At 61.7% G+C, this 23,109-nt stretch carries 15 protein-coding genes; 6 read left to right on the top strand and 9 right to left on the bottom strand.

The features are described 5' to 3' along the window. The first annotated feature begins 79 nt into the window (after positions 1 to 79). Positions 80 to 2,311 (top strand): copper-transporting P-type ATPase, encoded by a 2,232-nt coding sequence (locus FKL89_RS12455; RefSeq protein WP_238363344.1) that lies wholly within the window; start codon positions 80 to 82, stop codon positions 2,309 to 2,311. 3 nt (positions 2,312 to 2,314) lie between these two features. Then, on the top strand, positions 2,315 to 2,857 hold the full coding sequence (locus tag FKL89_RS12450; protein ID WP_156863075.1) for a metal-dependent hydrolase: 543 nt from the start codon (positions 2,315 to 2,317) through the stop codon (positions 2,855 to 2,857). Between the two features lie 226 nt (positions 2,858 to 3,083). Here FKL89_RS12450 and FKL89_RS12445 read toward each other — a convergent pair whose 3' ends face one another. From FKL89_RS12445 to FKL89_RS12430, 4 genes are all read right to left on the bottom strand, one after another. Next, the gene (locus FKL89_RS12445) at positions 3,084 to 6,212 is read right to left on the bottom strand and encodes an efflux RND transporter permease subunit (RefSeq protein WP_156863073.1); all 3,129 of its coding nucleotides are present in this window, start codon (positions 6,210 to 6,212) and stop codon (positions 3,084 to 3,086) included. Beyond that, positions 6,209 to 7,777 carry an efflux RND transporter periplasmic adaptor subunit gene (locus tag FKL89_RS12440; RefSeq protein ID WP_156863071.1) on the bottom strand — a complete coding sequence of 523 codons (1,569 nt, stop codon included), beginning with the start codon at positions 7,775 to 7,777 and terminating at the stop codon, positions 6,209 to 6,211. Before FKL89_RS12440 ends, FKL89_RS12445 begins: the two co-directional genes overlap by 4 nt. Next, positions 7,774 to 9,144: a TolC family protein gene (locus FKL89_RS12435; RefSeq protein WP_238363343.1), complete on the bottom strand. Its 1,371-nt coding sequence runs from the start codon at positions 9,142 to 9,144 to the stop codon at positions 7,774 to 7,776. The genes FKL89_RS12440 and FKL89_RS12435 overlap by 4 nt, the downstream gene beginning before the upstream one ends. A 700-nt stretch (positions 9,145 to 9,844) precedes the next feature. Then, positions 9,845 to 12,703, bottom strand: coding sequence for an Rne/Rng family ribonuclease (locus FKL89_RS12430; protein WP_156863067.1), 2,859 nt, complete (start codon positions 12,701 to 12,703; stop codon positions 9,845 to 9,847). Between the two features lie 598 nt (positions 12,704 to 13,301). On the opposite strand from FKL89_RS12430, the gene FKL89_RS12425 reads away from it, so the two are divergent. Genes FKL89_RS12425 through FKL89_RS12415 form a run of 3 tightly spaced genes read left to right on the top strand, consistent with a single transcriptional unit; the run spans position 13,302 to position 15,976 of the window. After that, positions 13,302 to 14,333 carry an RluA family pseudouridine synthase gene (locus FKL89_RS12425; RefSeq protein WP_156864684.1) on the top strand — a complete coding sequence of 344 codons (1,032 nt, stop codon included), beginning with the start codon at positions 13,302 to 13,304 and terminating at the stop codon, positions 14,331 to 14,333. Positions 14,334 to 14,342: 9 nt separating this feature from the next. After that, the gene (locus FKL89_RS12420; RefSeq protein ID WP_156863065.1) at positions 14,343 to 15,002 is read left to right on the top strand and encodes an HAD-IA family hydrolase; all 660 of its coding nucleotides are present in this window, start codon (positions 14,343 to 14,345) and stop codon (positions 15,000 to 15,002) included. Positions 15,003 to 15,019: 17 nt separating this feature from the next. Continuing rightward, positions 15,020 to 15,976 carry a S49 family peptidase gene (locus FKL89_RS12415; protein WP_156863064.1) on the top strand — a complete coding sequence of 319 codons (957 nt, stop codon included), beginning with the start codon at positions 15,020 to 15,022 and terminating at the stop codon, positions 15,974 to 15,976. A 46-nt stretch (positions 15,977 to 16,022) separates the two neighbouring features. Here the strand turns inward: FKL89_RS12415 and FKL89_RS12410 are convergent, their stop codons facing one another. The 3 genes from FKL89_RS12410 to serB all read right to left on the bottom strand — a co-directional run bounded on the left by FKL89_RS12410 (position 16,023) and on the right by serB (position 19,670). Continuing rightward, positions 16,023 to 16,541, bottom strand: coding sequence for a flavodoxin family protein (locus FKL89_RS12410; RefSeq protein ID WP_162527508.1), 519 nt, complete (start codon positions 16,539 to 16,541; stop codon positions 16,023 to 16,025). A 172-nt stretch (positions 16,542 to 16,713) separates the two neighbouring features. Further along, positions 16,714 to 18,879 (bottom strand): Ig-like domain-containing protein, encoded by a 2,166-nt coding sequence (locus FKL89_RS12405; protein WP_156863061.1) that lies wholly within the window; start codon positions 18,877 to 18,879, stop codon positions 16,714 to 16,716. Positions 18,880 to 18,965: 86 nt separating this feature from the next. Next, positions 18,966 to 19,670 (bottom strand): phosphoserine phosphatase SerB, encoded by a 705-nt coding sequence (serB, locus tag FKL89_RS12400; protein WP_156863059.1) that lies wholly within the window; start codon positions 19,668 to 19,670, stop codon positions 18,966 to 18,968. Positions 19,671 to 19,991: 321 nt separating this feature from the next. Between serB and FKL89_RS12395 the strand changes: the two genes are divergently transcribed. Continuing rightward, on the top strand, positions 19,992 to 20,516 hold the full coding sequence (locus FKL89_RS12395) for a gamma carbonic anhydrase family protein (protein ID WP_156863057.1): 525 nt from the start codon (positions 19,992 to 19,994) through the stop codon (positions 20,514 to 20,516). A gap of 29 nt (positions 20,517 to 20,545) precedes the next feature. Here the strand turns inward: FKL89_RS12395 and FKL89_RS12390 are convergent, their stop codons facing one another. Next, positions 20,546 to 21,094 carry a DUF924 family protein gene (locus FKL89_RS12390; protein WP_156863055.1) on the bottom strand — a complete coding sequence of 183 codons (549 nt, stop codon included), beginning with the start codon at positions 21,092 to 21,094 and terminating at the stop codon, positions 20,546 to 20,548. Positions 21,095 to 21,150: 56 nt separating this feature from the next. Continuing rightward, complete coding sequence (rnr, locus tag FKL89_RS12385; protein ID WP_162527507.1) at positions 21,151 to 23,085, bottom strand: ribonuclease R; 1,935 nt, start codon at positions 23,083 to 23,085, stop codon at positions 21,151 to 21,153. Positions 23,086 to 23,109: the final 24 nt, after the last annotated feature.

Here is a 23,109-nt window from a genome sequence, read left to right as displayed (position 1 = left end):
GGGTTTTGATCAACTGTTTTCATTGCGAGCCGTGCAGATGAACGAACACGAACACCATCACCATCAAGATCACACATCAATGCCAACCGGACACTCCGGCCACCGCACGCCGGCTGCCGTGTCGTCAGGGTCGGCGGCGCCACCTGATCGTGAGGCCGATGCTACTGACGTGCCAGCAGCTATCAATGGCAGGGTGATCTATACCTGCCCAATGCATCCGCAAATTCGCAAGGATGGCCCCGGTATTTGCCCCATCTGCGGCATGACACTGGAGCCGGTTATGCCGACCCTCGACACCGATGACAACCCGGAGCTTGAGGATTTCCGTCGACGATTCTGGTGGACATTGCCGCTGACGGCGGTGGTTACCTTGCTCGCGATGTTTGGTCACCGCATTGCGTGGCCGGGCGCGGCCTTGCAGAGCTGGATCGAGCTGTTGTTCAGCCTGCCCGTTGTGCTGTGGGCGGGCGCTCCCTTTTTCGTGCGCGGTTGGCAGTCTGTCGTCAACCGTAGTCCAAATATGTGGACACTCATCGGGCTGGGTACCGGTGCAGCTTTTTTGTATAGCGTCATTGCGACCGTAGTACCCGGTGCTTTTCCTGCTGATTTTCAGTCAATGGGGCGGGTGTCGGTTTACTTTGAAGCAGCGGCTGTGATCATTTCGCTGACGCTGCTTGGACAGATGCTGGAGCTGAAGGCGAGATCGCAGACATCTGCCGCCATCAAATCGCTGCTCGGTCTTGCACCCAAGACAGCGCGGCGCATCGGCGCGGATGGCACTGAAGAAGATGTGCCGTTATCGCATGTGCATGTTGGCGACGTCCTGCGCGTCAGGCCCGGCGAGAAAGTGCCGGTGGACGGCGTGGTCACTGAGGGCAGCAGCGCCGTTGATGAGTCAATGCTGACCGGCGAGCCGATTCCGGTGAGCAAGCGTCCCGGCGACAAACTGGTTGGTGCCTCGCTCAACACCACCGGGGCGATGGTGATGCGCTCCGAAAAGGTCGGTGCGCAGACGCTGCTGTCGCAAATCGTGCAAATGGTGGCACAGGCGCAGCGTTCCCGTGCGCCAATGCAGCGAATGGCGGACCGCGTAGCCGCCTACTTCGTCGTGGGAGTCGTCATCATCGCGTTGCTGACGCTGATTGGCTGGGGCGTGCTGGGGCCGGCACCAAGCTGGGTGTACGGACTCGTGAATTCGGTCGCAGTATTGATCATTGCTTGCCCCTGTGCCCTTGGTCTCGCGACGCCAATGTCAATCATGGTGGTGACCGGCAAGGCGGCAACACAAGGCATTCTCTTTCGGGACGCAGCTGCGATCGAGAATCTCAGAAAAGTGAACACGCTGATCGTTGACAAGACCGGTACCCTGACCGAGGGAAAGCCGCGGTTCAACGCCGTCGTCAGTGCCGGCGCGCTGAGTGAGGACGATGTATTGCGTCTCGCGGCCAGTCTCGACCAGGGCAGCGAGCACCCGCTGGCCGCTGCGATTGTTTGGGCCGCCAGCGAACGGGGCCTCCCGTTAACCAAGCCGGAATCATTTGAATCCGCGACCGGCATCGGCGTGCAGGGGCGGGTCGGTGGTGATGCCCTGATGCTTGGCAATACAGCGCTTATGGCGCAGGCGGATGTGACCGTTGACTCGTTGAAGGATCAAGCGGAAACGTTGCGTGCATCTGGCGCCAGCGTCATGTATCTGGCGGTGAATCAGCGCCTCGCGGGACTACTCGCCGTCTCGGATCCGATCAAGGAAAGTACGCCAGAAGCCGTGGCACAGCTACAGCGAACTGGCATTCGCGTCATCATGGCAACTGGCGATGGTGTTGCTACCGCTCGCGCGGTCGCCAGTACGCTCGGCATCGACGAGTACTACGGTGAAGTAAAACCGGCAGACAAGCTGTCGCTGGTGACGCGATTGCAGCAGGAAGGCAGTATCGTCGCCATGGCGGGGGACGGTATCAACGACGCGCCTGCTCTGGCGAAGGCCGACGTCGGTATTGCGATGGGAACGGGAACAGATGTTGCGATGAATAGCGCTCAGGTTACGCTCGTCAAGGGCGATCTGCGTGGCATTGCTGCTGCGCGAGAGCTCTCGGCCGCGAGCGTGAGCAACATGAAACAGAATCTTGGCTTCGCCTTTATCTACAACGCACTTGGCGTGCCGTTGGCTGCGGGCCTGCTGTACCCATTCACTGGGTGGCTGCTTTCACCGATGATCGCTGCCCTTGCGATGAGCCTGAGTTCAGCGTCAGTGGTGGCGAATGCTTTGCGCCTGCGTCTCGCGAGACACACGGCTCAGGGGATGCTGGCCTGACGCATGGACATCGTTGCGCATGGGCTGTGGGCTGGTATTGGCGTCTCTGCGGCGAGTCGGTATTGGGCAATCGACCGCAAGACGGCCATTGCCACGGTTCTGGCGGCCATGGTGCCCGATGTCATTCAATTGCTGCCGTTTGTGGGTCGAGTGTTATTTGATGCCGACGGCGTCAAGGTGCTTACGGCTTATGTGACGGCTCTCCCCGGAATGGAGCCGGCACTGCCGCCAGCGGTGGCTTCGCTCACCCATCACCTGCACTGCATCATGCACAGCGCCGTGGTGGCTGGTGTGGTGACGGCACTTTACTGGATTGTCATGCGTTCGCTGTGGTTGCCCCTGCTTGGCTGGTGGTCGCACATCGTCATCGACGTGTTCACACACTCGGCAGACTTCTACCCTGTGCCCGTGCTCTACCCCTTCACCGAGCGCGGATTTGACGGGCTTGCGTGGAATACACCGTGGTTTATGGTAGCCAACTATCTGGTGATCGCATGCGCGATTGTCTACTTGCGCCTCACCCGGCGCCCGGTGGTGGAACGATAGGCACCATCGGCAACCAGGTGCGGCACCATTCGCTACGGCAACACCTCGCGCCGCAGGAGGACTTGACGAACCTGGTGTTGATCGGGCGAGGGTGCCATACCGCATGGAACGCAACACCTGCGTCGAGCGCTGTGCGCGGACGTAACAACCGTTGCACATGCTGCACGAACACACTCTGCTGTTGTTGCAGGTGTTGCCGCAGTGGCAAGTGCGATCCTTTGCTGCATTATTTTTGACGGGCACGACGCCGCAATATCAGGTAGGCGGCGGGGATGACAAACATCGACAATAGCGGTGCCGTGACCATGCCACCCACCATCGGCGCGGCGATACGCTGCATCACCTCCGAGCCTGTACCTGCGCCAACCATGATTGGCACCAGCCCCGCCACGATCACTGCGACGGTCATCGCTTTCGGTCGCACGCGCAGTACCGCGCCATGATGGATTGCGTTCAGCAGGTCATCGTCGGTTGCCTTGCCGTTGGCGACGCTGGCGTCCCATGCCTGCCGCAGATAGAGCAGCATGATTACGCCGAACTCGGCCGCCACACCCGCCAGCGCGATGAAACCAACACCGCTGGCCACTGACAGATTGTGGCCAAGCACCCAGAGCAGCCAGACACCGCCAGCAAGAGCGAAGGGCAAGGTAGCCAGAATCAGCATCGCCTCGTCGAAGCGACGGAATGTCAGATAAAGCAGCACGAAGATGATCAACAACGTTGCGGGCACCACGATTTTCAGTTTGGCGCTGGCACGCTCCAGATATTCGAACTGACCTGACCACGACACGGACATGCCGGGTGGCAGCTTGATCTCCTTCGACACGGCCGCCTGCATCTCTTTCACTACCGTGCGTAGATCGCGGCCACGAATGTCAACGTAGACCCACCCCGACAGGCGAACGTTCTCGCTCTTGAGCATCGGCGGGCCGTCGGCAATCACCATATCGGCGACGTCAGACAAGCGCAGCCTCGCGCCGCGCTCGGTGAGGATTGGCAACGCGCGCAATTTCTCCAGCGAGTCGCGGATTTCGCGTGGATAGCGAACATTGATCGGGAAGCGCTGCAGGCCTTCGACCGTCTCGCCAATGTTGTCGCCACCGACGGCAGCTGACACGATGCTTTGCACATCAGCGATGTTGAGGCCAAACCGTGCAGCGCTGTCGCGGTTGATGCGAATGTCGACATAACGTCCGCCGCTCAACCGCTCGGCCAGTGCGGAGGTCACGCCGGGAACGGTTTTGACGATGCGCTCAATGTCGGTCGCTACCCGGTCAATCGACGCCAGATCGGTGCCTGCTACTTTCACACCGACCGGGCTCTTGATGCCGGTGGCCAGCATGTCAATTCGGTTGCGGATCGGCGGTACCCAGATGTTGGAGAGTCCTGGTACTTTGACGACACGATCCAGTTCTTCGACCAGCTTGTCCGGGGTCATGCCGGGTCGCCATTGCTCGCGCGGCTTGAACTGAATGGTGGTCTCCAGCATCTCCAGCGGCGCCGGATCCGTCGCTGACTCGGCACGGCCTGCTTTGCCGAACACCCGCGCGACTTCAGGTACGGTCTTGATGAGACGATCCGTCTGCTGCAAGAGTTCACCAACTTTTCCGGCGGATATACCGGGCAAGGCCGACGGCATGTAGAGCAGATCGCCTTCGTCCAGCGGCGGCATGAATTCGCCACCCAGCTGGGTCGCTGGCCACGCGCTGGCGATGGCCACCAAAAGAGCAGAAACCAATGTGCTCTTCGGAAAGCGCAGCACCGTGTTGAGCAGAGGCTGGTAAAGCGCGATCAGCAGCCGGTTCAGGGGATTCTTCTGTTCGTCGGGAATGCGGCCACGAATGAGATAGCCCATCAGCACCGGTACCAGCGTTACCGACAGCCCTGCTGCGGCTGCCATTGCGTAAGTTTTGGTGAAGGCAAGCGGGGCAAACAGACGACCCTCCTGTGCCTCCAGCGTAAACACAGGAATGAATGACAGCGTGATGATCAATAGTGAGAAGAACAGTGCTGGACCGACTTCTACGGCGGCATCGCCGATGACTCGCCATTGGGCCTCACTGTGCAGTTCGACGCCGGGATTCGCATGTCGCCAGTGTTCGATGTGCTTGTGGGCGTTCTCGATCATGACGACGGCAGCGTCGACCATCGCACCAATGGCAATGGCGATGCCGCCGAGCGACATGATGTTGGCGTTGACGCCTTGATGATGCATGATGATGAAGGCGATCAGCACGCCCAGCGGCAGCGACACGATAGCCACGAACGCCGAACGCAAATGAAACAGGAAAACCAGGCATACCAGCGCGACGACAATGAATTCCTCCGCCAGCTTCGTCTTTAGGTGGTCCACCGCGCGCAGGATCAGATCTGACCGGTCGTAGACAGGCACGATCTCGACGCCCGGTGGCAAACTGGGTTTGAGAGCGGCCAGCTTCGCCTTGACGGCGGCAATCGTTTCCAGCGCATTCTTGCCTGAGCGCATCACCACAACGCCACCGACGACTTCACCTTCGCCATCGAGCTCAGCGATGCCGCGGCGCATTTCGGGACCAACCTGAACACGCGCCACGTCACCCAGCCGCACTGATACCCCGGCATCCGTTGTCACCAGCGGAATCTTGCGGAAGTCATCCAGCGAGCGCAGATAACCTGACGCGCGCACCATGTACTCCGCCTCGCCAAGCTCCAGCACTGAGCCACCGGCCTCCTGATTGGCGCGCTGAACGGCTTCGATGACTTTGCTGTGCGGCAGGTTGTAGGCGCGCAAGCGCTCTGGATCAAGCACGATCTGATACTGCCGCACCATGCCTCCGATGCTGGCGACTTCGGACACGTTGGCAACTGCCTTGAGCTCGTACTTCAGGAACCAATCCTGCAGTGCTCTGAGCTGCGACAGGTCTTGCTGACCAGTTCTGTCGATCAGTGCGTACTCATAAACCCAGCCGACGCCGGTAGCATCCGGCCCGAGTGCCGCCGTGGCGCCACGTGGCAAACGTGCCTGCGCCTGATTGAGGTATTCGAGTACGCGCGAGCGAGCCCAGTAGGGATCGGTGCCATCCTCGAACAGCACATAGACGAATGAGTCACCGAAGAACGAATAGCCACGCACGGTCTTCGCGCCCGGTACCGACAGCATGGTGGTGGTCAGCGGATAGGTGATCTGGTTCTCGACAATCTGAGGCGCCTGACCGGGATAAGTGGTGCGGATGATGACCTGGACATCGGAGAGGTCGGGAATGGCATCCAGCGGCGTGCGCTGCGCCGAATAGATGCCCCAGCCGGCGACGGTGAGTGTCGCCAGCAGCACCAGAAAGCGGTTGCCGAGTGACCAGCGAATGAGCGCCGCGATCATGGTGACTTGTCCTTGGGGGGTGTGTTGGCCGGGAGAACCTGCAGGCGGATCAACCGGAATTCATTGTCGCCGTGCGCTTCGAACTCGAAGGCGACGCGACTTCCTACCGTCAAGTTCGCAGGCAGTGCGGTCGCGGGCCGCTTGAACGGCATGGTCATGGCGCCCCACTTGAGCGTGGCGATCGGCCCGTGCGAAAGCGTTACTTCGCCTGTGTCTATCGCCTCAACGATTCCTTCGCCGTGATGCACAGGACGGGCTGGTGAGGACGGCTGTGACATGATGTCGCCGGAAAGGCGTGCAAGACCCGTGGTGAGACTCGCCTCAGAATCGAGCAAGAATTGCCCTGATACCGCGACTCGTTGTCCTGCCAGCAGTCCCTTTCGTATCTCGGTGAATCCGTTTGCCTCGGCACCGGTCTCGACGTCAACTGGGCGGAAGCGACCGTTCGATTCGCCGACCACCATGACGATAGTCCGGCGACCGGTCTGAATCACCGCTTCGGTCGGCACTTGCAAAACGTTGCCCTGAGCTACTCGACCGAAGCGCAGGCTGATGAACATCCCTGGAAGTAGTCGCCCGCGCGGATTTGGGAGTTCAATTCGGGTGCGAATGGTGCGCGTGGTCGCGTTGACTTCGGGCAGCAGCCCGCTGACGCGCCCTCGAAACACTTCGCCAGGCAGCGCAGGTGTCATGCCTTCAATCGTTGCTCCCGAACGTATCCCGGAGGCTTGGCTTTCGGGTATGTCCGCGTTTACCCAGACGGACGACAGTCCGTTGACCCGCATCAGGACGCTGCCCGCAGCAACGGCCAGACCCTCCCGTACGGCGAGCTCGGAGACCACGCCTCCGGAAGTGGCTGTCAGCGTCATTCGACGTTGCAATTGTCCCGATTGCTCAACGGCGCGGATGACGTCGTCCGGCATGCCCGCGATCACCATTCGTTGTCGGGCTGCGTCAACCAGCAAGCCAACGTCCGTGCCTTGTGTCTTGCGCACCGCCAGGAACTCTTCCTGCGCGGCTAGCCACTCCGGTACAAAGAGTTCGGCGACTGCCTGGCCTCGCTGCACCGAGTCGAGCGGCGCCCTGACCAGCAGCCGCTCGACGGTACCTGCAACGCGGGTGGACACGACAGTCGCCTCGCGCTCGTTATACGCGACCGTGCCACTGGCTTCGAAAGGTACGTTCAGCGGGCCACTTGCCACCGTGGCTGTGCGGATACCGAGGCTCTGCTGCACCTGTGGGTTGACGGCGACACCGCCCGCCATGCTGTCCACGTCATCAGCGTACTTCGGTACCAGTGCCATGTCCATATAGGGCGAGCGACCAGGACGATCAAACTTCTGCGAAGGCACCATCGGGTCGTACCAGTAGAGCACCCGCCGACCTGACGCTGGATTGGCTTCGTTGGTGGACGCTGGTGTGGCTGCCGTCATGGCGCCACCCGACGCTGCGGTTGGGTTCACCATCCTTTGCCCCTGATTCAGGCCGATCCACCATGCGCCGCCTGTCAGCAGCGACGCGCCGGCGATCACCAGCCCGATCTTGATTTGCGAACTCTTTTTCACTTTGCGCGCTCCGTGTTTGTGTATTGAGACGCACTGCCATCTGGTAGCAGATAGCGCAGTTGTGCCCAAGTCCGTGCCTGCTCTCGCTCGATGTCGAGTCGCTGCATGGCAATGTCGATTTCGTTACGACGTGCATCCACCACCGAGACGAGAGACACCGTTCCGCTGCGGTAACTGTTCAGCGTGGCAGTTGTCCGCTCCCGTGCCAGCGGCAACAACCTGTTGTCAAGCAAGCGAAGCCGATCACGGTGACTGCTCCACTCGGCACGAAGCGTCTGCCGTTCTGCGATGTGGCTGCGAATCAACTCCGCACGCTGTGCCACCCATTGGTCAATTTGGGCAACGCGCGCAGCAATGTCCAAATCCTGTCGGCGACTTGTCGCGACAGGCAAGGGAATGCTGACAGCAATTGAAAACAGGTTAGCTTTGTCACCGCCGCGCTGGCCCAGACTGATTTCCCAAGTCCAGTCTGGCCGTTTGGCCGCACTTGCAAGGTCCCTGTCTGCCAAAGCCGTGGCGATCTGTGCGTCCAGCGCCAGTACCGCCGGGTGGAGCTCCACCCCCTGATCGTCTGCTGGCACCGATGTCGCCCACGCTGGCAAACCGCCGCGGGTTTCTGGATTGGCCATGCGTCCGATCCAGCGCGCAAGTTGCGCTTGAGCGACTTGGCCTTGCCGGTCGACCTGAATCGCTCGATCATCTATCGTGGCGACTGCAGACTGTGCCAGCGCTACATCCGCTTGTGTATTCCGTCCGGCGCGATATGCGGCAATGGCAGCATCGACAGCCAGTGTGGCCTCGGCGCGCTGCGTTGCCAGCACTCTCCGTTGCTGATCACTGAAGAAAGTGTCGATCCACGCCAGGGCGGTTTCGCGCTGCAACGCTGCGATCTGCACGCGGCGGTTCTGATGCTCGCGTTGAATCTCTCCGTCCAGTCGACGGCGGCGCGCATCCAGCTTTTCGGAGCCGGTAATTTCCTGGGAAATGGCGATGCGACGCATCGTCATGGTGTCAGCCGTCAGTCGCCCGCGATCGTTCCCGCTTACTGGAAGGTTATCAACCCCGGCGCGGAGCACCGGGTCGGGCCATTCTCCAGCGCTTTGGCGCATTGCCTGAACGGCGCGAATCGAATGACCCTGCGCCTGCAGTTGCGGAGAATTTTCGACTGCAATTTGCAGGGCTTGGGCGAATTCGATGCTGTTCGTGGAGGCGCCAGGTTCGGCTGACGCTGGCGTTTGCCAAGGGGCGAGAAGGGTAAAAGCCACCGCTGTCTGCCACAACTTCCACGATGGGCGGTGGCCAACAGACGCTTTGCAATGAGTTCGAGGTAGTTCGGGTTTGCAACGAGCACAAACATGGTCGGCCAAGGCACTTAGCATGGCGCATCTCCTTACGTTCAGACAACGGACGCGACGCTGCAGCGCAGTGAGCTGCAGCAGACGGACTAGTGACGTTTGAACGCTACGGAGCGGGAGGTCGTTCGAGGCGGACGACTTCAGCGGAGCTGAAGTTCGCGAAAGGTGCCCGAAGTGCTTCGAGCGGACGATCTTGAGGCCGGGAAGCGTTATCGGCTGGCAGCAGCCCGATCGAGTGAGCGAAGGCGCAAAGTGCACTCAAAGGGCATGCTGCATCGTCTGCCGCTGCGCTGGTAGCTGACGAATCGTGATGATGCGTTGCGCCATCTTGATGGACTGCTGCTCCCTCACTCACACGAGACAGCTCGCAGCTCAGCTCACAAGATTGGGCAAAGACGCTCCCTGACAGCAAAGTCATAAGGAGAATTGCAACCCATCGCCGCATCGTCTTATGCACTTGAACATAGTAGCACCCGCATTGAGCGTTGCTCTATGGCGAAATGTCCAAACTGCGATCCATTTGCGTTTGGTCAATGAGTGCGTGGCGGCTGGCAGAACGGCGGTACTGCGCCGTAAGCGTCTTCAGGCGATCAGCGCAAACGGTGAAACGATTAACGTTGCAGCTGGCGGCAGGACGTGTTCCCCAAGCGCGCGATACCGCCAAAAAGCAAAAGGCCCGCGAGGGCGGGCCTTTTGCATGCAGAGTCGCGAGCTACTGCTGTACGGTCTCGGGTTGTCCCGACGGTTTGCCGGTCTCTACCATTTGCATTGGCTCGGCGGCAACCTCGGCGCGCGGCGGGCGTGCGCGACCGCGCTTGACCGGTTCATCGGCCACTGCGGGCGACGGCGCGCCACTGCTGCGGGTTTCCATCATCTGCAAGCCAGCATCACCGGGCAACTGGTAGGTGAAGGGCTTCACCGATTCGCGTGCAGCCACTGGGGCGGCAGTCGCAGCCGGTGCGGCAGGAGCTGCGACTTGCGCCGCAGGTGCCATCGGGGCTGGGGCAGATACAGGGGCGCTTGCTGGCGCCGGCGCGGCATCGAACATCGACGCTTGCACCCCACCAGCCGCCTCGTTCACCTTCGGCGCGGTTACAACACCGGCATCACCCTGACTGTCGGTGGCTGCGCGTTCGCGGCGTCCTTCTCCACCTTCACCATTTTCGCCGCGTTCGCCACGGCTGTCGCGATCGCGGCGACGCGAACCACGTTCGCCGCGCGGCGGACGATCGCCACGTTCTTGCGACGTGCCATCGACTGTCGTTTGCGGTTGTGCGCTGGTGGCCTGTTGAACGTCAGCTGCTTGCGCTTCTGCGTTTGCAACCAGCGGTGCCGGCGCATTGTTGCCGTCGCGCGGCGGGCGATCACCGCGCTCGCCGCGTTCACGACGCCCGCCACGGTCACCGCGTTCACCGCGGTTTTCGCGATTCTCACGGTTCTCGCGCGGAGCCTTGTTGCTGTCGGCCGCGCCTCCTGCAACCACTCCGGCACCCGGCGTCACCGCTTCGGCGGCATTGGCCTGATTGCGTGCATCACGCTGTTCGCGCGGCTCGCGTTGCTCGCGCGGAGCGCGGTCGCCCTGACGGTTGCCGTCCGTGCGGCCGTCACGTTTAGCGTCACCACGATCCTTCCGGTCGCTACGGTTGTCGCGATCACCGCGACTTTCGTTGCGATCGCCTTTACCGTTGCGGTCCTTGCGATCACCACGGTCATTGCGGTCATTGCGGTCGCGGCGGTCACCGCGATCATTGCGACCACCACGGTCACGGTTACCGTCGCGGCGGTCATCGCGTTTCTTTTCTTCCGCCTTTGCGGGTTGTGGCTCAGCGACCGGTGCCGCAGCCTCAATGCCGAAGATCGACTTCACGCGCGCCCAAAGGCCAGCCTTTTGCATGGGCGCCACCGCCACAGGTGCTGCAGCAGCAACCGGTGTTTCCGGCTTCGGCTCGACGACCGGGGCCGGCTGCGCAGGCGTGATGCCCTTGACCGCAGCCTCGACGCGAACCTCGTGGGCTTCCTGCTTGATCGCCTCGACGGGATCAACCTGCTCGGGACGCTCGACCATCTTGTAGCTGGTCGGAAGCGGTTCGGCCGAGTTGAGCTCGTCGTGCTTCAGACGCTGCACCGTGTAGTTGGGCGTCTCGAGGTACATGTTGGGGATCAGCACCACGCTGACCTTGAGGCGCGTCTCGAGCGACTGGATGTCGAATCGCTTCTCGTTGAGCAGATAGGTCGCGACGTCAACCGGGACTTGCGCGATGACCTGCGCGCTGTTGTCCTTCATCGCCTCTTCCTGGATGATGCGCAGGATGTGCAGCGCGATCGATTCGGTCGAGCGGATGTGGCCGGTGCCGTGGCAGCGCGGGCAGGGCAGGTGGGCCGACTCGCCGAGGCTTGGTTTCAGGCGCTGACGCGACAGCTCCATCAGGCCGAAGCGCGAGATCTTGCCCAGCTGCACGCGGGCGCGGTCGAGCTTCATCGCGTCGCGGAGCTTGTCTTCGACTTCGCGCTGATGCTTGGACGACTCCATGTCGATGAAGTCCACGACGACGAGGCCGCCGAGGTCACGCAGGCGCAACTGGCGCGCGACTTCTTCGGCCGCTTCGAGGTTGGTGTTGAACGCCGTCGTCTCGATGTCGCCGCCTTTGGTGGCGCGTGCCGAGTTGACGTCGATCGAGACCAGCGCCTCGGTGTGGTCGATGACGATCGCGCCACCCGAGGGCAGGTTGACCGTGCGGCTGAACGCGCTTTCGATCTGGTGTTCGATCTGGAAGCGCGAGAACAGCGGCACATCGTCGTGATAGAGCTTGACGCGGCTGACCGTGTTGGGCATCACATGGCCCATGAAGCCCTTGGCCTGCTCGAAGATGTCTTCGGTGTCGATCAGGATCTCGCCGATGTCCTGCGTGTAGTAGTCGCGGATGGCGCGAATCACCAGGCTCGATTCCTGATAGATCAGCAGCGGTGCCTTGTTGCCCTTGGCGGCACCGTCAATGGCGGTCCACAGTTGCAGGAGGTAGTTCAGATCCCATTGCAGCTCTTCTGCGGTACGGCCAATACCGGCGGTGCGGGCGATGATGCTCATGCCGTTAGGCACTTCGAGCTGCGCCATGGTGTCACGCAGTTCGTTGCGGTCTTCGCCCTCGATGCGGCGCGATACGCCGCCGCCGCGAGGGTTATTAGGCATCAGCACCAGATAACGGCCGGCCAGCGAGACGAAGCTGGTCAGCGCGGCGCCCTTGTTGCCACGCTCGTCCTTCTCTACCTGAACGATCAGTTCCTGGCCAACCTTCAGGCTGTCGCCGATCTTGTTACGGCTGACATCAGCGTCGCCGGAGAGCACGGAGCGTGCGATTTCCTTGAATGGCAGGAAGCCGTTGCGCTCGGTGCCGTAGTCGACGAAACAGGCTTCCAGCGACGGCTCGACGCGCGTGATGGTGCCCTTGTAGATGTTGCTTTTGCGCTGCTCCTTGGAAGCAGACTCGATGTCGAGATCGATCAGTTTCTGACCATCGACGATGGCAACGCGCAGTTCTTCCGACTGGGTTGCATTGAACAGCATGCGTTTCATGCGTACCTTCCCGTTCAGCGAACGAGCGGTGAACCAGACGGATGCTGCTAAGCCAGTGAAATGTCACCGATTCTCGCGGCGCGCAGCGCGGGCGAGAATGGGCGCATAGATCTGAACAGAAAAATCGTGGCCTGACGGATGGGAGGCAGAACCTTGACCTGGCCAGACAACCGGGGCAACGAGTACGCGCGAGGCGCGGTCGCTGTCGGGGTGGGCAGGGCGGGAGCCCGGTCGTTGACCGGGAGGCTCACGCTGGTTGCGCTGTTGCGCGGGTTCATGACGAAATTTTCTTCTTGGGACTCGCCGTTGGTTATCGGGCGGCCCCGCTTCAATCTTTTTTCACAGGCCAGCGAGCAACGAAAGGCGCCGCGCGGTGGCTGAACTCTTACAATCGCCGCTTTTCCCGGTGGCGGCTTGACCGTGGAATCCGCGCGAATCCCGCTTACCTGACGCGAAGCGGATCATTGCTGACCCTCTGTTCGCCCGCACTTTCCATGATAGTCACCCAGAAAGCGCCTGTTGGTGGCGTGGACCCGTGCACCGGATTCAAAATGCCGCAGTTCCTTCGAACTACGTCAACAGGCAAATTATAAGGCAAATGAAGGACTTAGGACGCGTTTCTCGGCAATTTTCTGCCGCTGATGGAGCCTCCCGGCAGGGCGTCGATGACGCTGGCGCTGTGGTGGCGAAAGTGCGTCATCTTCGCGTAACCGAAGACTACGCCGGCCAGCGCGTTGACAACTTCCTTATCCGCGAGCTGAAAGGGGTGCCCAAGACGCATGTTTATCGCATCATCCGTTCCGGCGAGGTACGGGTTAACGGCGGTCGCGTGCGTGCCGAAACCAAGCTGTCAACCGGCGATGAGGTGCGGTTGCCGCCGGTCCGCGTGGCCGAATCAGCGATGGTCCCGACTGCACCCGGCGAGTTCCCGCATCCCGTGCTGTGGGAGGATCAGCACCTGCTGGCGGTCGACAAACCAGCCGGGGTGGCCGTGCATGGCGGCTCCGGCATCAGCTTTGGTGTTATCGAGCAATTGCGTATGGCGCGGCCGCAGGCGCCACTGCTCGAACTGGTGCACCGGCTCGACCGCGACACCTCCGGCGTATTGCTGATCGCCAAGACCCGTGCCGGCTTGCTGGGCATGCACGATACCTTGCGCGAAAAATCGGGTGACAAGCGTTACCTGGCCGCCGTCAAGGGCGAATGGGTGAACGACCGCCAACATGTAAAAGCGCCGCTGGCAAAGTACACGCGACCGGACGGCGAACGTCGGGTTGAGGTCAATGCCGACGAAGGACAATTCGCGCACACAATTTTCAACCTGCTGGAGCGGCGGCCCGAGATGAGTCTGCTTGAAGCGGAGCTGAAGACCGGTCGTACCCATCAGATACGTGTTCATCTGCAGCATCTGGGTTTCCCGATCGCCGGTGACGACAAATACGGTGATGCGGCGTGGAACAAGCTGTTGCGCGGGCGGCAACCGGTGCCGCTGCGGCGCATGTTCTTGCATGCCAAATCGTTCACGTTCGAGCACCCGGTGACGGGGCTGCCCATCACGGTGGAAGCCCCATTGCCGCGGGAGCTGGCCAGTTTCTGGTACGGCAACACGGCACCTGCGAGTAGTGGTTAAGGTTTTGCAATGAGTGAACGTCGTTACCCCCTGGTAGTGTTTGACTGGGACGGCACGCTGGCCGATTCCACGGCAGTGATCCGTCGCGCGCTTCAGCGCGCAGCGGGCGATCTTGGCTATCCGGTGCCTTCTGACGAGCAGGCCTCGTTCATCATCGGCATGGGACTGCGGCCTGCACTTGAGCACGCGGTGCCGACGTTGCGGGAGGCCGATCTGCTCCCACTGACGGAACGCTACCGCTACCACTTCCTGGCCGGCGAGAACGAAATCGTGCTGTTCGATGGCGTACCCGAGATGCTGGCATCGCTGAAGGGCCGTGGTCATTGGCTGGCGGTAGCGACCGGAAAGTCGCGGCGCGGGCTTGATCGCGCTTTCGAAACGCTCGGCCTGCGTGAGTTTTTCGCGGCATCGCGCTGCGCCGACGAGGGCTTTTCCAAGCCGCATCCGGGCATGCTGCACGCGATATTTGACGAAACGGGCATGCAGCCGTCGCAGGCGGTGATGATTGGCGACACCACGCATGACCTGCAGCTTGCCGAAAACGCTGGCGCCCATTCAATCGGCGTGACCTACGGCGCCCATGAGCCGGCGCTATTGAAAGCACACCGATCACTGACACTGGTAGATTCGGTGTCCGCGTTGCGCCATTTTCTCGAAACCAACGCCTGATTTTCAAAGTGGAACCCATGGATCAACTGCCGTCGCAGCCCGGCTGGGAACGGGAACTCGTCACCAAGCTTGCCCAGATGAATCTCAAGGAGCAGCGTGCCCGTCGCCGCTGGTCAATCTTCTTCCGGCTGGTGTGGCTTGCGCTTGCGCTTGTGGTATTCGCCGCGATCATGGGCTGGATCGGTCATGGCGGCAGCGGCAGCGATCGCTCCGGTCGCCACACCGCCCTGGTGCGGCTGGAAGGTGAGATCGACGATCACGGCAAGGCGAGCGCCGAAAACATCAATGCTGCACTGAACGCGGCATTTCAGGATCCGGACAGCGTCGCAGTGGTGCTCAATATCAACAGCCCGGGTGGTTCGCCAGTGCAATCTTCCCGCATCTACAACGAGATTCGCCGGTTGCGCAAAGACTACCAGGACAAGCCGCTTTACGTCGTGGTCGACGAAATGTGCGCCTCCGGGGGCTATTACGTTGCCGCCGCTGCGGACAAGATTTTTGTCGATGGTTCGAGCCTCGTAGGTTCCATCGGCGTGATCTTCCACGGTTTTGGTGTTGACAAGGCCATGGAGAAACTCGGCGTCGAATCGCGCACCGTCACGGCCGGCGAAAACAAGGCCTTCATGGATCCGTTCTCCCCAGCGAAGCCGGAACACAAGGCGCACCTGGAAGCAATGCTTGGCGAGGTGCATCAGCAATTCATCAAGGCTGTCAAGGATGGTCGCGGCGACCGGCTCAAGCTCAACACGCCTGGCCTGTTTACCGGCCTGATCTGGAGCGGTAACAAGGCGGTCGAAAATGGCCTGGCCGACGGACTTGGCTCGGTTGATAGTGTTGCCCGCGAAATCACCAAGGCAGAAGATCTGATTGACTACACCGTCGAAGAAAATGCCTTCGACAAATTCGCGCGCAAGCTTGGCACCAGCTTTGGCGCCGGCGTCATGCAGTCGATGGTCAAGGCAGGCTGGAAGTAGCCTTTTCGGTCCGGCCGGTGGGTACCGCGCGCAAGCGGCGCAGGCTCTACAGCGCGCCGATGGTCAGGGCTTCGGCGAACAGCTGACCCAGCTCCCTTGCGGCGTCGAGATCGGTACGTGCCAGATCACCACGCGATGACCCAGCCTCGCCGCCAACGCGGCGAGCGATGATGCCGGGGTGCGCCTTGCGCAGACGCCAGCCAGTGACGATGCGATCAACGCTCTGCATGGCGCCGGTTCCGTCATTGCCGGCGCACACCAGAACGGCGTACGGGCGTCCCGCGATGCGGCTTTCAGTGCCACCACCGTAAGCGGTTGTGTCCGTCATGCAGGCATAGAAGACACGATCAAAAAAGGCCTTGAGCGTGCCTGCCATATAGCCAAAGTTCTCCGGCGTGGCGAAGACCAGCGCATCGGCGCCCAGCAAGTCGCCAGCGTCCGCCACGGTTGCCGAGCGGGTGATCGCTGCTACCCCGTCAACGCCGCTGGCGCCATCCAGAAAGGCGCTCACCAGCGCGCGAGCGCCGCCGCTGGCGGAGTGGTGGATCACAAGTATGCGTTTCATCTGGATGTCGAAGCCGCGGATCAGCGGCGATCGTGTGGTGAGTGCTGCGAAACGATATTGTGCGCCCGCTGCTTTCCTCGCATTACAGGTATCTGGCAGGTGAGCATGCTCCGGCGATACCGGCAAAAAAAAAGGGCCAACGAATGGCCCTTTTTCCAGCACTCTCCAGCGATCAGGGATCAACCAGGGTAACCGTTGCCGTCGAGGTGCCACCGCGGCCATCGCTGATGGTGTAGGTGAACGCACTCACGTAGTAGCAGGCGTCAGTACCGTCATAGAACACGGCTTTGCCATCCGGTGTGATGCTGACTTTGCCCCGGCCGGCCGGTGGTTGTGTCAACGAGATGATGCGCAGCGGATCGCCGTCAGGATCACGATCGTTGGCCAGCAGCGAGCTCAACACCTTGGTGCCATAGCACGGGACGTCGACGCGATCATCCACGGCGACCGGCGGATTGTTCGGTGCGGCGTTGATGGTGACGTTGACCGTCGCTGTCGACGATCCACCCTTGCCGTCGCTGACGGTGTAGGTGAAGCTGTCGGTGGCTCCCGCCGGGCAGGTGGTTGCGTTTGGCGTGTAGACGATCTTGCCAGACGAGATGGCAGCGGTACCTTTGCCCGGTGTGGTGACGCTGGAGATGGTCAGCGTGTCGCCATCGGGGTCGGTATCGTTGGCCAGCACGTTGAACGTTGCCGCAGCGCTGCACTCAATGGTGTAGGCGTCATTGGCTGCAGCCGGTGCGCGGTTGAGATAGCGGCGGGCACCGGTTGTCTGCGTGGTGGTGACTTCAGCGAAGCGGTAGGTGTCGATTGCCGTCTTGTGCTGCGCCGAGTTGTGCAGCGCGCGGCTGACCCAGTTGTTGGGCACGTCCTCAATCACTTCCTTCTGCACCTGGCGCTCAATCATCGGCGCAGTGGCGGCGGCGGCTGTCGGCGTACCAGCGGAAGCGGCGGCAGGCGTCTGTGGCGCCGGCGCTGCGGCTACCGCCACCGGAACCCGCACTTCCTCGACCTTTTCCTTCACCACCAGCACGTCGGTGTCAGTACGGCGGTTGCGGAAGCTCTGGCCCTTCACTTCCGGGTACTTCGGCGACTTGCCTGCCTTGCCATCCGTCGTGACCAGATTCTCCGGCACGCCCTTGGAGACGAGGTATGCCTTGACCGCCTCGGCACGTTTCTTGGACAGCGCGAAGTTGTTGCGGTCAGATCCGGTCGGGCAGGTGTGGCCGACGACGTTGACCTTGAGTTCGACATACGGACGCTGCGCCGCGATGCGGCTGACCAGCCCATCCAGCTCCTTCAGCGCCGCCGGTTTGAGCTTGGCGGAACCGAGGTCAAAGTAGGTCTCCTGCGCGTCGCTGGCGTTGGCGCGGCTAACACGCTTTTCAAGGCGGGTAGCGGGTTCCTGCGGTTTGGTGGCGGTGCCGGCAGCCTTGGCAGCGTCAGCAGACGCTGCAGCGGCGACTGGCGGCTTCCAGTTCGGATCCGGTACCCGCTCGGTCGCGGTCACCATGCGGCTAACCTTGTTCGAGCGGAAGTTCGACTTCGGTGCGCCAAATTCATAGCGCAGCATCAGCATGCCGCGCTGGTCGTTGCGGGTGCCTTCGAAGTCACCGGTTTTGCGCAGGATCTCGCCCGACAATGCGATCGAGATTGGCGAGCCAGCGAAGAACTTCTCGGCCATCAGGGTGCCGGTCCATTGCTTCGACGAATACTTGCCCCATTCATAGTCAAGACCGGCCGTCACGCGCAGCAGGGCGGCTTCATAGAAATGCCCAACCCGGCCGCCGACACCCCAGTCGTAGGCGCGGGTGAAGGAACGCGTAGTCACCGTGGTGATGGTGTCCTGCTCGTATGGGCGCCCGGCTTCGCTGCCGGTTTGGGTGACAGTGGTTGCCACACTGCTGGTCGAGTTGAGGGTGGCACCCGACAGACCTTTGCTGGCGTAAGCGTTCCAGAACCAGCGTTCGTATTCCTGGCCGCCGCCCAGCGTCGCTTTGCGCAGATCACGGTCACCCTGGTCGTAGGCTGCAAACAGCTTGTTGACCGCAGCGCCGCCGGACGTCCAGTGGTGCGAGAGCTTGGCGCCGCCCGAATTGCGGCTGGCCCAGAGCTCGGCCAGCGTGGCTGACTTGTCGTCGCCCTGCAGCACCTGAAAAATTTCGCCGCGCGCGTTGTTGTCGCTATCGATGCCGACGCCGATGCGCGTATTGGCACCGACGTATTGCAGGTTGGCGCCGGGGACGGGTTTGGCTGCGTCCTGCGCGAACGCGGGCGCGACGATGGAAGCGCCGCCAAGAAGAATGGCAAGCGCTGCGTTGGATGATTTTCGGTTCATGGTTTCCCCCGAGGACGTGGAATGTCGCTCGCTAGCTGAAAAGTCTAGCAAAGGGGCGCTGAAAAAACGAGAAAAAGCCCGTGAAATCAGGGCAGTAGCGCGAGAAGCGTATCCATTCCGCCAATATTGATGGCCACTGGCACCTGCTCGCGCACTTTCGGTTTGGCGTGATAGGCAACCCCAAGCGTTGCCGCGTGAAGCATCGGCAAATCGTTGGCGCCGTCGCCGAGTGCGATGCTGGCGCGGCGATCGGCCGGGAGCGTGCTGGCAAAGAAGCGCAGCAGACGCTCCTTTTCGACCGCATCGACGATGGCGCCGCAGACCTTGCCGGTAAGCCGGCCGTCGTGTTCGGCCAGCGTGTTGGCGCGGGTCCAGGTGTAGCCAAAGCGCTGCCGCATGCGCTCGGTGAAGTAGGTGAAGCCGCCGGAGACGAGTAGCGTTTTCACCCCGTTTTTGTTGGCATGGGCCATCAACTCGGCGAGCCCGGGCGAGGGCTTCAGCCGCTCGGCGTAGACCTCGGCGAGCACTTTGGTGGACAGGCCTTCGAGACAGGCGACCCGCTTTCTCAGACTCGCCTGAAAATCCAGCTCGCCGCGCATGGCTGCCTCGGTGATCGCGGAAACCTCGGCCTTGACGCCGGCGAAATCAGCAATTTCGTCGATGCATTCGATGGTGATGGCCGTGGAATCCATGTCCATCGCGATCAGCCCGACCTGGGTGATCGGGATGGCACGGTCAGCGGGCAGTACGTTGGCGGCGGGCGAGGAATGGGTAGCGGCAGTTGAGGTCATGGCTGGTGATTTTAGGTGGCCACCTGACAATGACTTTTTACTATCAACTTTTTGACGAAACAGCCATTCTTAAAGGGCTCAGACCGCGTTTGATACAAAAGTCGACTTCATAGAAAATTGCGCCCTTTACCCAATGCAGATAAAGGTTTCATACAAAAGCCGAACATCAGAGATCGCAAACTGACGTTTACGGACCGCACCCGTCAAAGCCCTGCCACGCGCTGCCGGATGCAATTCAGGTCAAATAGCAGCCACACCATCAATCCGCCTTCCGGTTCAAGCTCGGCTGGAGCGGCATCAAAACAAGGCACAGGTGAGCGCATGGCAATCTACGAACTCGACGGCGTCCGGCCGCAAATTCACGCAACGGCATGGATTGCCGAATCCGCCGAGGTGATCGGCAATGTGCACATCGGCGCCGATTGCAGCATCTGGCCCGGTGTAGTGATTCGTGGCGACAACGAGCCCATCCGTATCGGCGACGGCAGCAACATCCAGGACAACTCGGTGCTGCACTCCGACCTCGACATGCCGCTGACCATCGGCCGTCGCGTGACCGTTGGCCACAAGGTCATCCTGCACGGCTGCACGGTGGGCGATGGTTCGCTGATTGGCATGGGTGCCACCGTGCTGAACAAGGCCGTGATCGGCAATGACTCGCTGGTCGGCGCCTGCGCATTGGTCACCGAGGGCAAGTCGTTCCCGGATCGATCGCTGATCGTCGGCAGCCCGGCGGCCGCAAAGCGCGAGCTCACGCCCGAGGCCATCGCCGGGCTCGGCCGCAGCGCCGATGGCTATATCGAAAACGGCAAGCGATTCCGCAAGGGGCTCAAGCGCATCGCTTGAACGCCAAGCGGGCGTGCAAACGGGAACGGTTAGCCCGCGAACCCGCCCTCATCGAGGTACTTCCGTTCTTCCGCCGTCATCGCACGGCCAAGAACGGGATTACGATGCGGAAAGCGCCCGAAGCGGGCGATTGCATCCCGGTGAATCTCGGCATAGCGCAAGCCGTCGCCATCGAGCGCGCGGTACAGTGCCACTGAGCGTTCCTGGTCGGCCAACTGCTCGCTGTGCATGAACGGCAGGTAGAAAAAGCGTCTCATGTCGTCGCCGACGACACGGTCGAAGCCTCTGGTGATGGCCGCGTCGGCGACGGCGACAGCCTGAGCGTCCGTCGCAAACATGCGCGCCGTATTGCGAAAACTGTTGCGCGGATACTGGTCGAGCAGGATCAGCAGCGCGAGGGCGCCTTCGGCATTGTTCTGCCAGTCCGCCAGATCGCCGCGCGCCGCCGCTTCATGCTCGGCCGCGAAGCGCTCGCGGAACAGCGTGTCAAACGCCACGTCCTTGCGAAACCAGCGCTCCGGACCAGCGTCTCGCCAGAACTTCACGACCTCATTGGGGGAAGCAAAAGTGGGGTTCATTTCGTGCAGGAAGGAATGCGTTTGCGTGTGGATGAACCGGGCTTACTGCCGACTAATCAGGCCTCGGCCGGCCCAACATACTGGAAATCCACCTTCGCATTCTCGGGATTGACCGATGCGATCTTCACGCGAACTCGTTCACCAAGGGCGATCGTGAAGCCGCTGCGCTGGCCGACCAGCGTCACTTTGTCGCGGCCCAGTTCGTAGTAGTCACGCGGCAGCGTGGTGGCATGGATCAGGCCATCGGCGAAGGTTTCGTCCAGCGTGACGAAAGCCCCGAACGGCACCACGCCGGAGACGGTGCCATTGAACTCTTCACCCAGGTGCGCTTCTAGGTATTTCGACTTCAGGAACTGGGTGACCTCGCGTGACGCAATGTCCGCGCGGCGCTCGTTGGCGCTGCACATATCGCCCAACTGTTCCCAGTCTTCGTTCGAGTACTTTTTGCCTGCCAGCACGGCTTTGATACCACGGTGCACCAGCAGATCCGGGTAACGGCGGATCGGCGACGTGAAGTGCGCGTAGTGGTCGTAGGCCAGGCCAAAGTGCCCCGCGTTGTGTGGCGTGTAGATCGCCTGCGGCAGCGAGCGCAGCAGGACGGTATGCAGGGCGGGGGCATCGATGCGTTCGCGCGTCTGCTCGATCAGCAGTGCGTAGTCCTTCGGCGATGGTCGTTCGCCGCCGCCTAGCGTCAGGCCGCGCAGTGACAGCGTTTCACGCAATGCCGCCAGCTTTTCTGGCAATGGGACGTCGTGCACCCGGTAGAGCAGCGGCTGCTTGGCGCGAGCAAGGAACTGCGCGGTGCAGACGTTCGCCGCCAGCATCATCTCCTCGATCAGCTTGTGCGCGTCGTTGCGCACGGCTGGCCGAATGCTGGCAACGCTGCCGTCATCATTGAACGAGAAAACCGCCTCCTGCCCTTCAAAATCAAGCGCACCGCGCCGTTCACGAACTTCGCGGAACAGTTTGTAGAGGGTATGGAGTGTCTTCAGCGAAGCTTCAATGCTGCCGGCTTTCGGCTTCGCCGCTTCCAGCGTCGGCAATTGCGCGGCGACTTCGGTATAGGTCAACCGCGCCTTGGAGTTCATCACCGCGGCGTAGAACTCGAAGCCCGTGATGTGCCCGGCCGCGCTCACCTTCATGTCGCAGACCATGCACAGGCGATCCACGTTCGGCCGCAAGCTGCACAGCTCGTTCGACAGCGCCTCGGGCAACATCGGGATCACGCGCCGCGGAAAGTAGACGCTAGTGGTGCGCTCGCGCGCATCGGCGTCGAGTGCCATGTTGAGCTTGACGTAGTGCGACACATCGGCAATCGCCACTACGAGCCGGTAGCCGCGTCCGGACTTCTCGGCGTAGACGGCGTCGTCAAAGTCCTTGGCAGTCTCGCCATCGATGGTGACCAGCGCCATCTCGCGCAGATCGACACGACCCTTGCGGTCGGCCGCCGTCACCTTGTCGCCGTAGGCCGCTGCTTCTTTCAGCGTCGCCTGCGAGAAGACGTAAGGCAGATTGTGTTTGCGGATGGCGATTTCGAGTTCAATGTCGGACGAATCCTCGTCGCCAATCACTTCCACGACCTCGCCAGTCGCATCGTCGTACGGCGTGGGCTGGCGGGTGATCTCCACGACCACGATCTGGTTCACCGTGGCCGTGCTCAGCTTGTTGCGCGGGATAACGATGTCCTGATTGATCCGGCGCTCCGAGGCGACGAGGAACCACACACCATCCTTGCTGCGCAGCTTGCCGACGACCCGATGATTCGCCCGCTGCAGGATGCTGACGATCTCGCCAGTGGTCTTGCCATCACGTGTGGTACCGGTGGTCTGCACGGCCACGCGGTCGCCATGCAGCACGGCGCGCATCGCATCCTCGGTGAGAAAGATGTCGTCGCCGCCCTGATCGAGCTTGACGAAACCGTAGCCATCCGCGTGGCCGATGATGGTGCCGACGAGCGCGTTCGGCGGCACCACCGGTGCGGGCGGCGCCACCGCGTTTCGGGCCGCGACTGGCGT

It is taken from the genome of Casimicrobium huifangae (assembly GCF_009746125.1).
Classification (GTDB): domain Bacteria; phylum Pseudomonadota; class Gammaproteobacteria; order Burkholderiales; family Casimicrobiaceae; genus Casimicrobium; species Casimicrobium huifangae.
Note: the sequence above shows the minus strand (reverse complement) of the source record. Positions and strands in the feature narration are given on the sequence as shown.

Excerpts from the sequence above, each read along its gene's own strand:
- FKL89_RS12455 (WP_238363344.1), top strand. The coding sequence starts at position 80 with ATGCCAACCGGACACTCCGGCCACCGCACGCCGGCTGCCGTGTCGTCA.
- FKL89_RS12450 (WP_156863075.1), top strand. The coding sequence starts at position 2,315 with ATGGACATCGTTGCGCATGGGCTGTGGGCTGGTATTGGCGTCTCTGCG.
- FKL89_RS12445 (WP_156863073.1), bottom strand. The coding sequence starts at position 6,212 with ATGATCGCGGCGCTCATTCGCTGGTCACTCGGCAACCGCTTTCTGGTG.
- FKL89_RS12430 (WP_156863067.1), bottom strand. The coding sequence starts at position 12,703 with ATGAAACGCATGCTGTTCAATGCAACCCAGTCGGAAGAACTGCGCGTT.
- FKL89_RS12425 (WP_156864684.1), top strand. The coding sequence starts at position 13,302 with ATGAAGGACTTAGGACGCGTTTCTCGGCAATTTTCTGCCGCTGATGGA.
- FKL89_RS12420 (WP_156863065.1), top strand. The coding sequence starts at position 14,343 with ATGAGTGAACGTCGTTACCCCCTGGTAGTGTTTGACTGGGACGGCACG.
- FKL89_RS12415 (WP_156863064.1), top strand. The coding sequence starts at position 15,020 with ATGGATCAACTGCCGTCGCAGCCCGGCTGGGAACGGGAACTCGTCACC.
- FKL89_RS12410 (WP_162527508.1), bottom strand. The coding sequence starts at position 16,541 with ATGAAACGCATACTTGTGATCCACCACTCCGCCAGCGGCGGCGCTCGC.
- FKL89_RS12405 (WP_156863061.1), bottom strand. The coding sequence starts at position 18,879 with ATGAACCGAAAATCATCCAACGCAGCGCTTGCCATTCTTCTTGGCGGC.
- serB (WP_156863059.1), bottom strand. The coding sequence starts at position 19,670 with ATGACCTCAACTGCCGCTACCCATTCCTCGCCCGCCGCCAACGTACTG.
- FKL89_RS12395 (WP_156863057.1), top strand. The coding sequence starts at position 19,992 with ATGGCAATCTACGAACTCGACGGCGTCCGGCCGCAAATTCACGCAACG.
- FKL89_RS12390 (WP_156863055.1), bottom strand. The coding sequence starts at position 21,094 with ATGAACCCCACTTTTGCTTCCCCCAATGAGGTCGTGAAGTTCTGGCGA.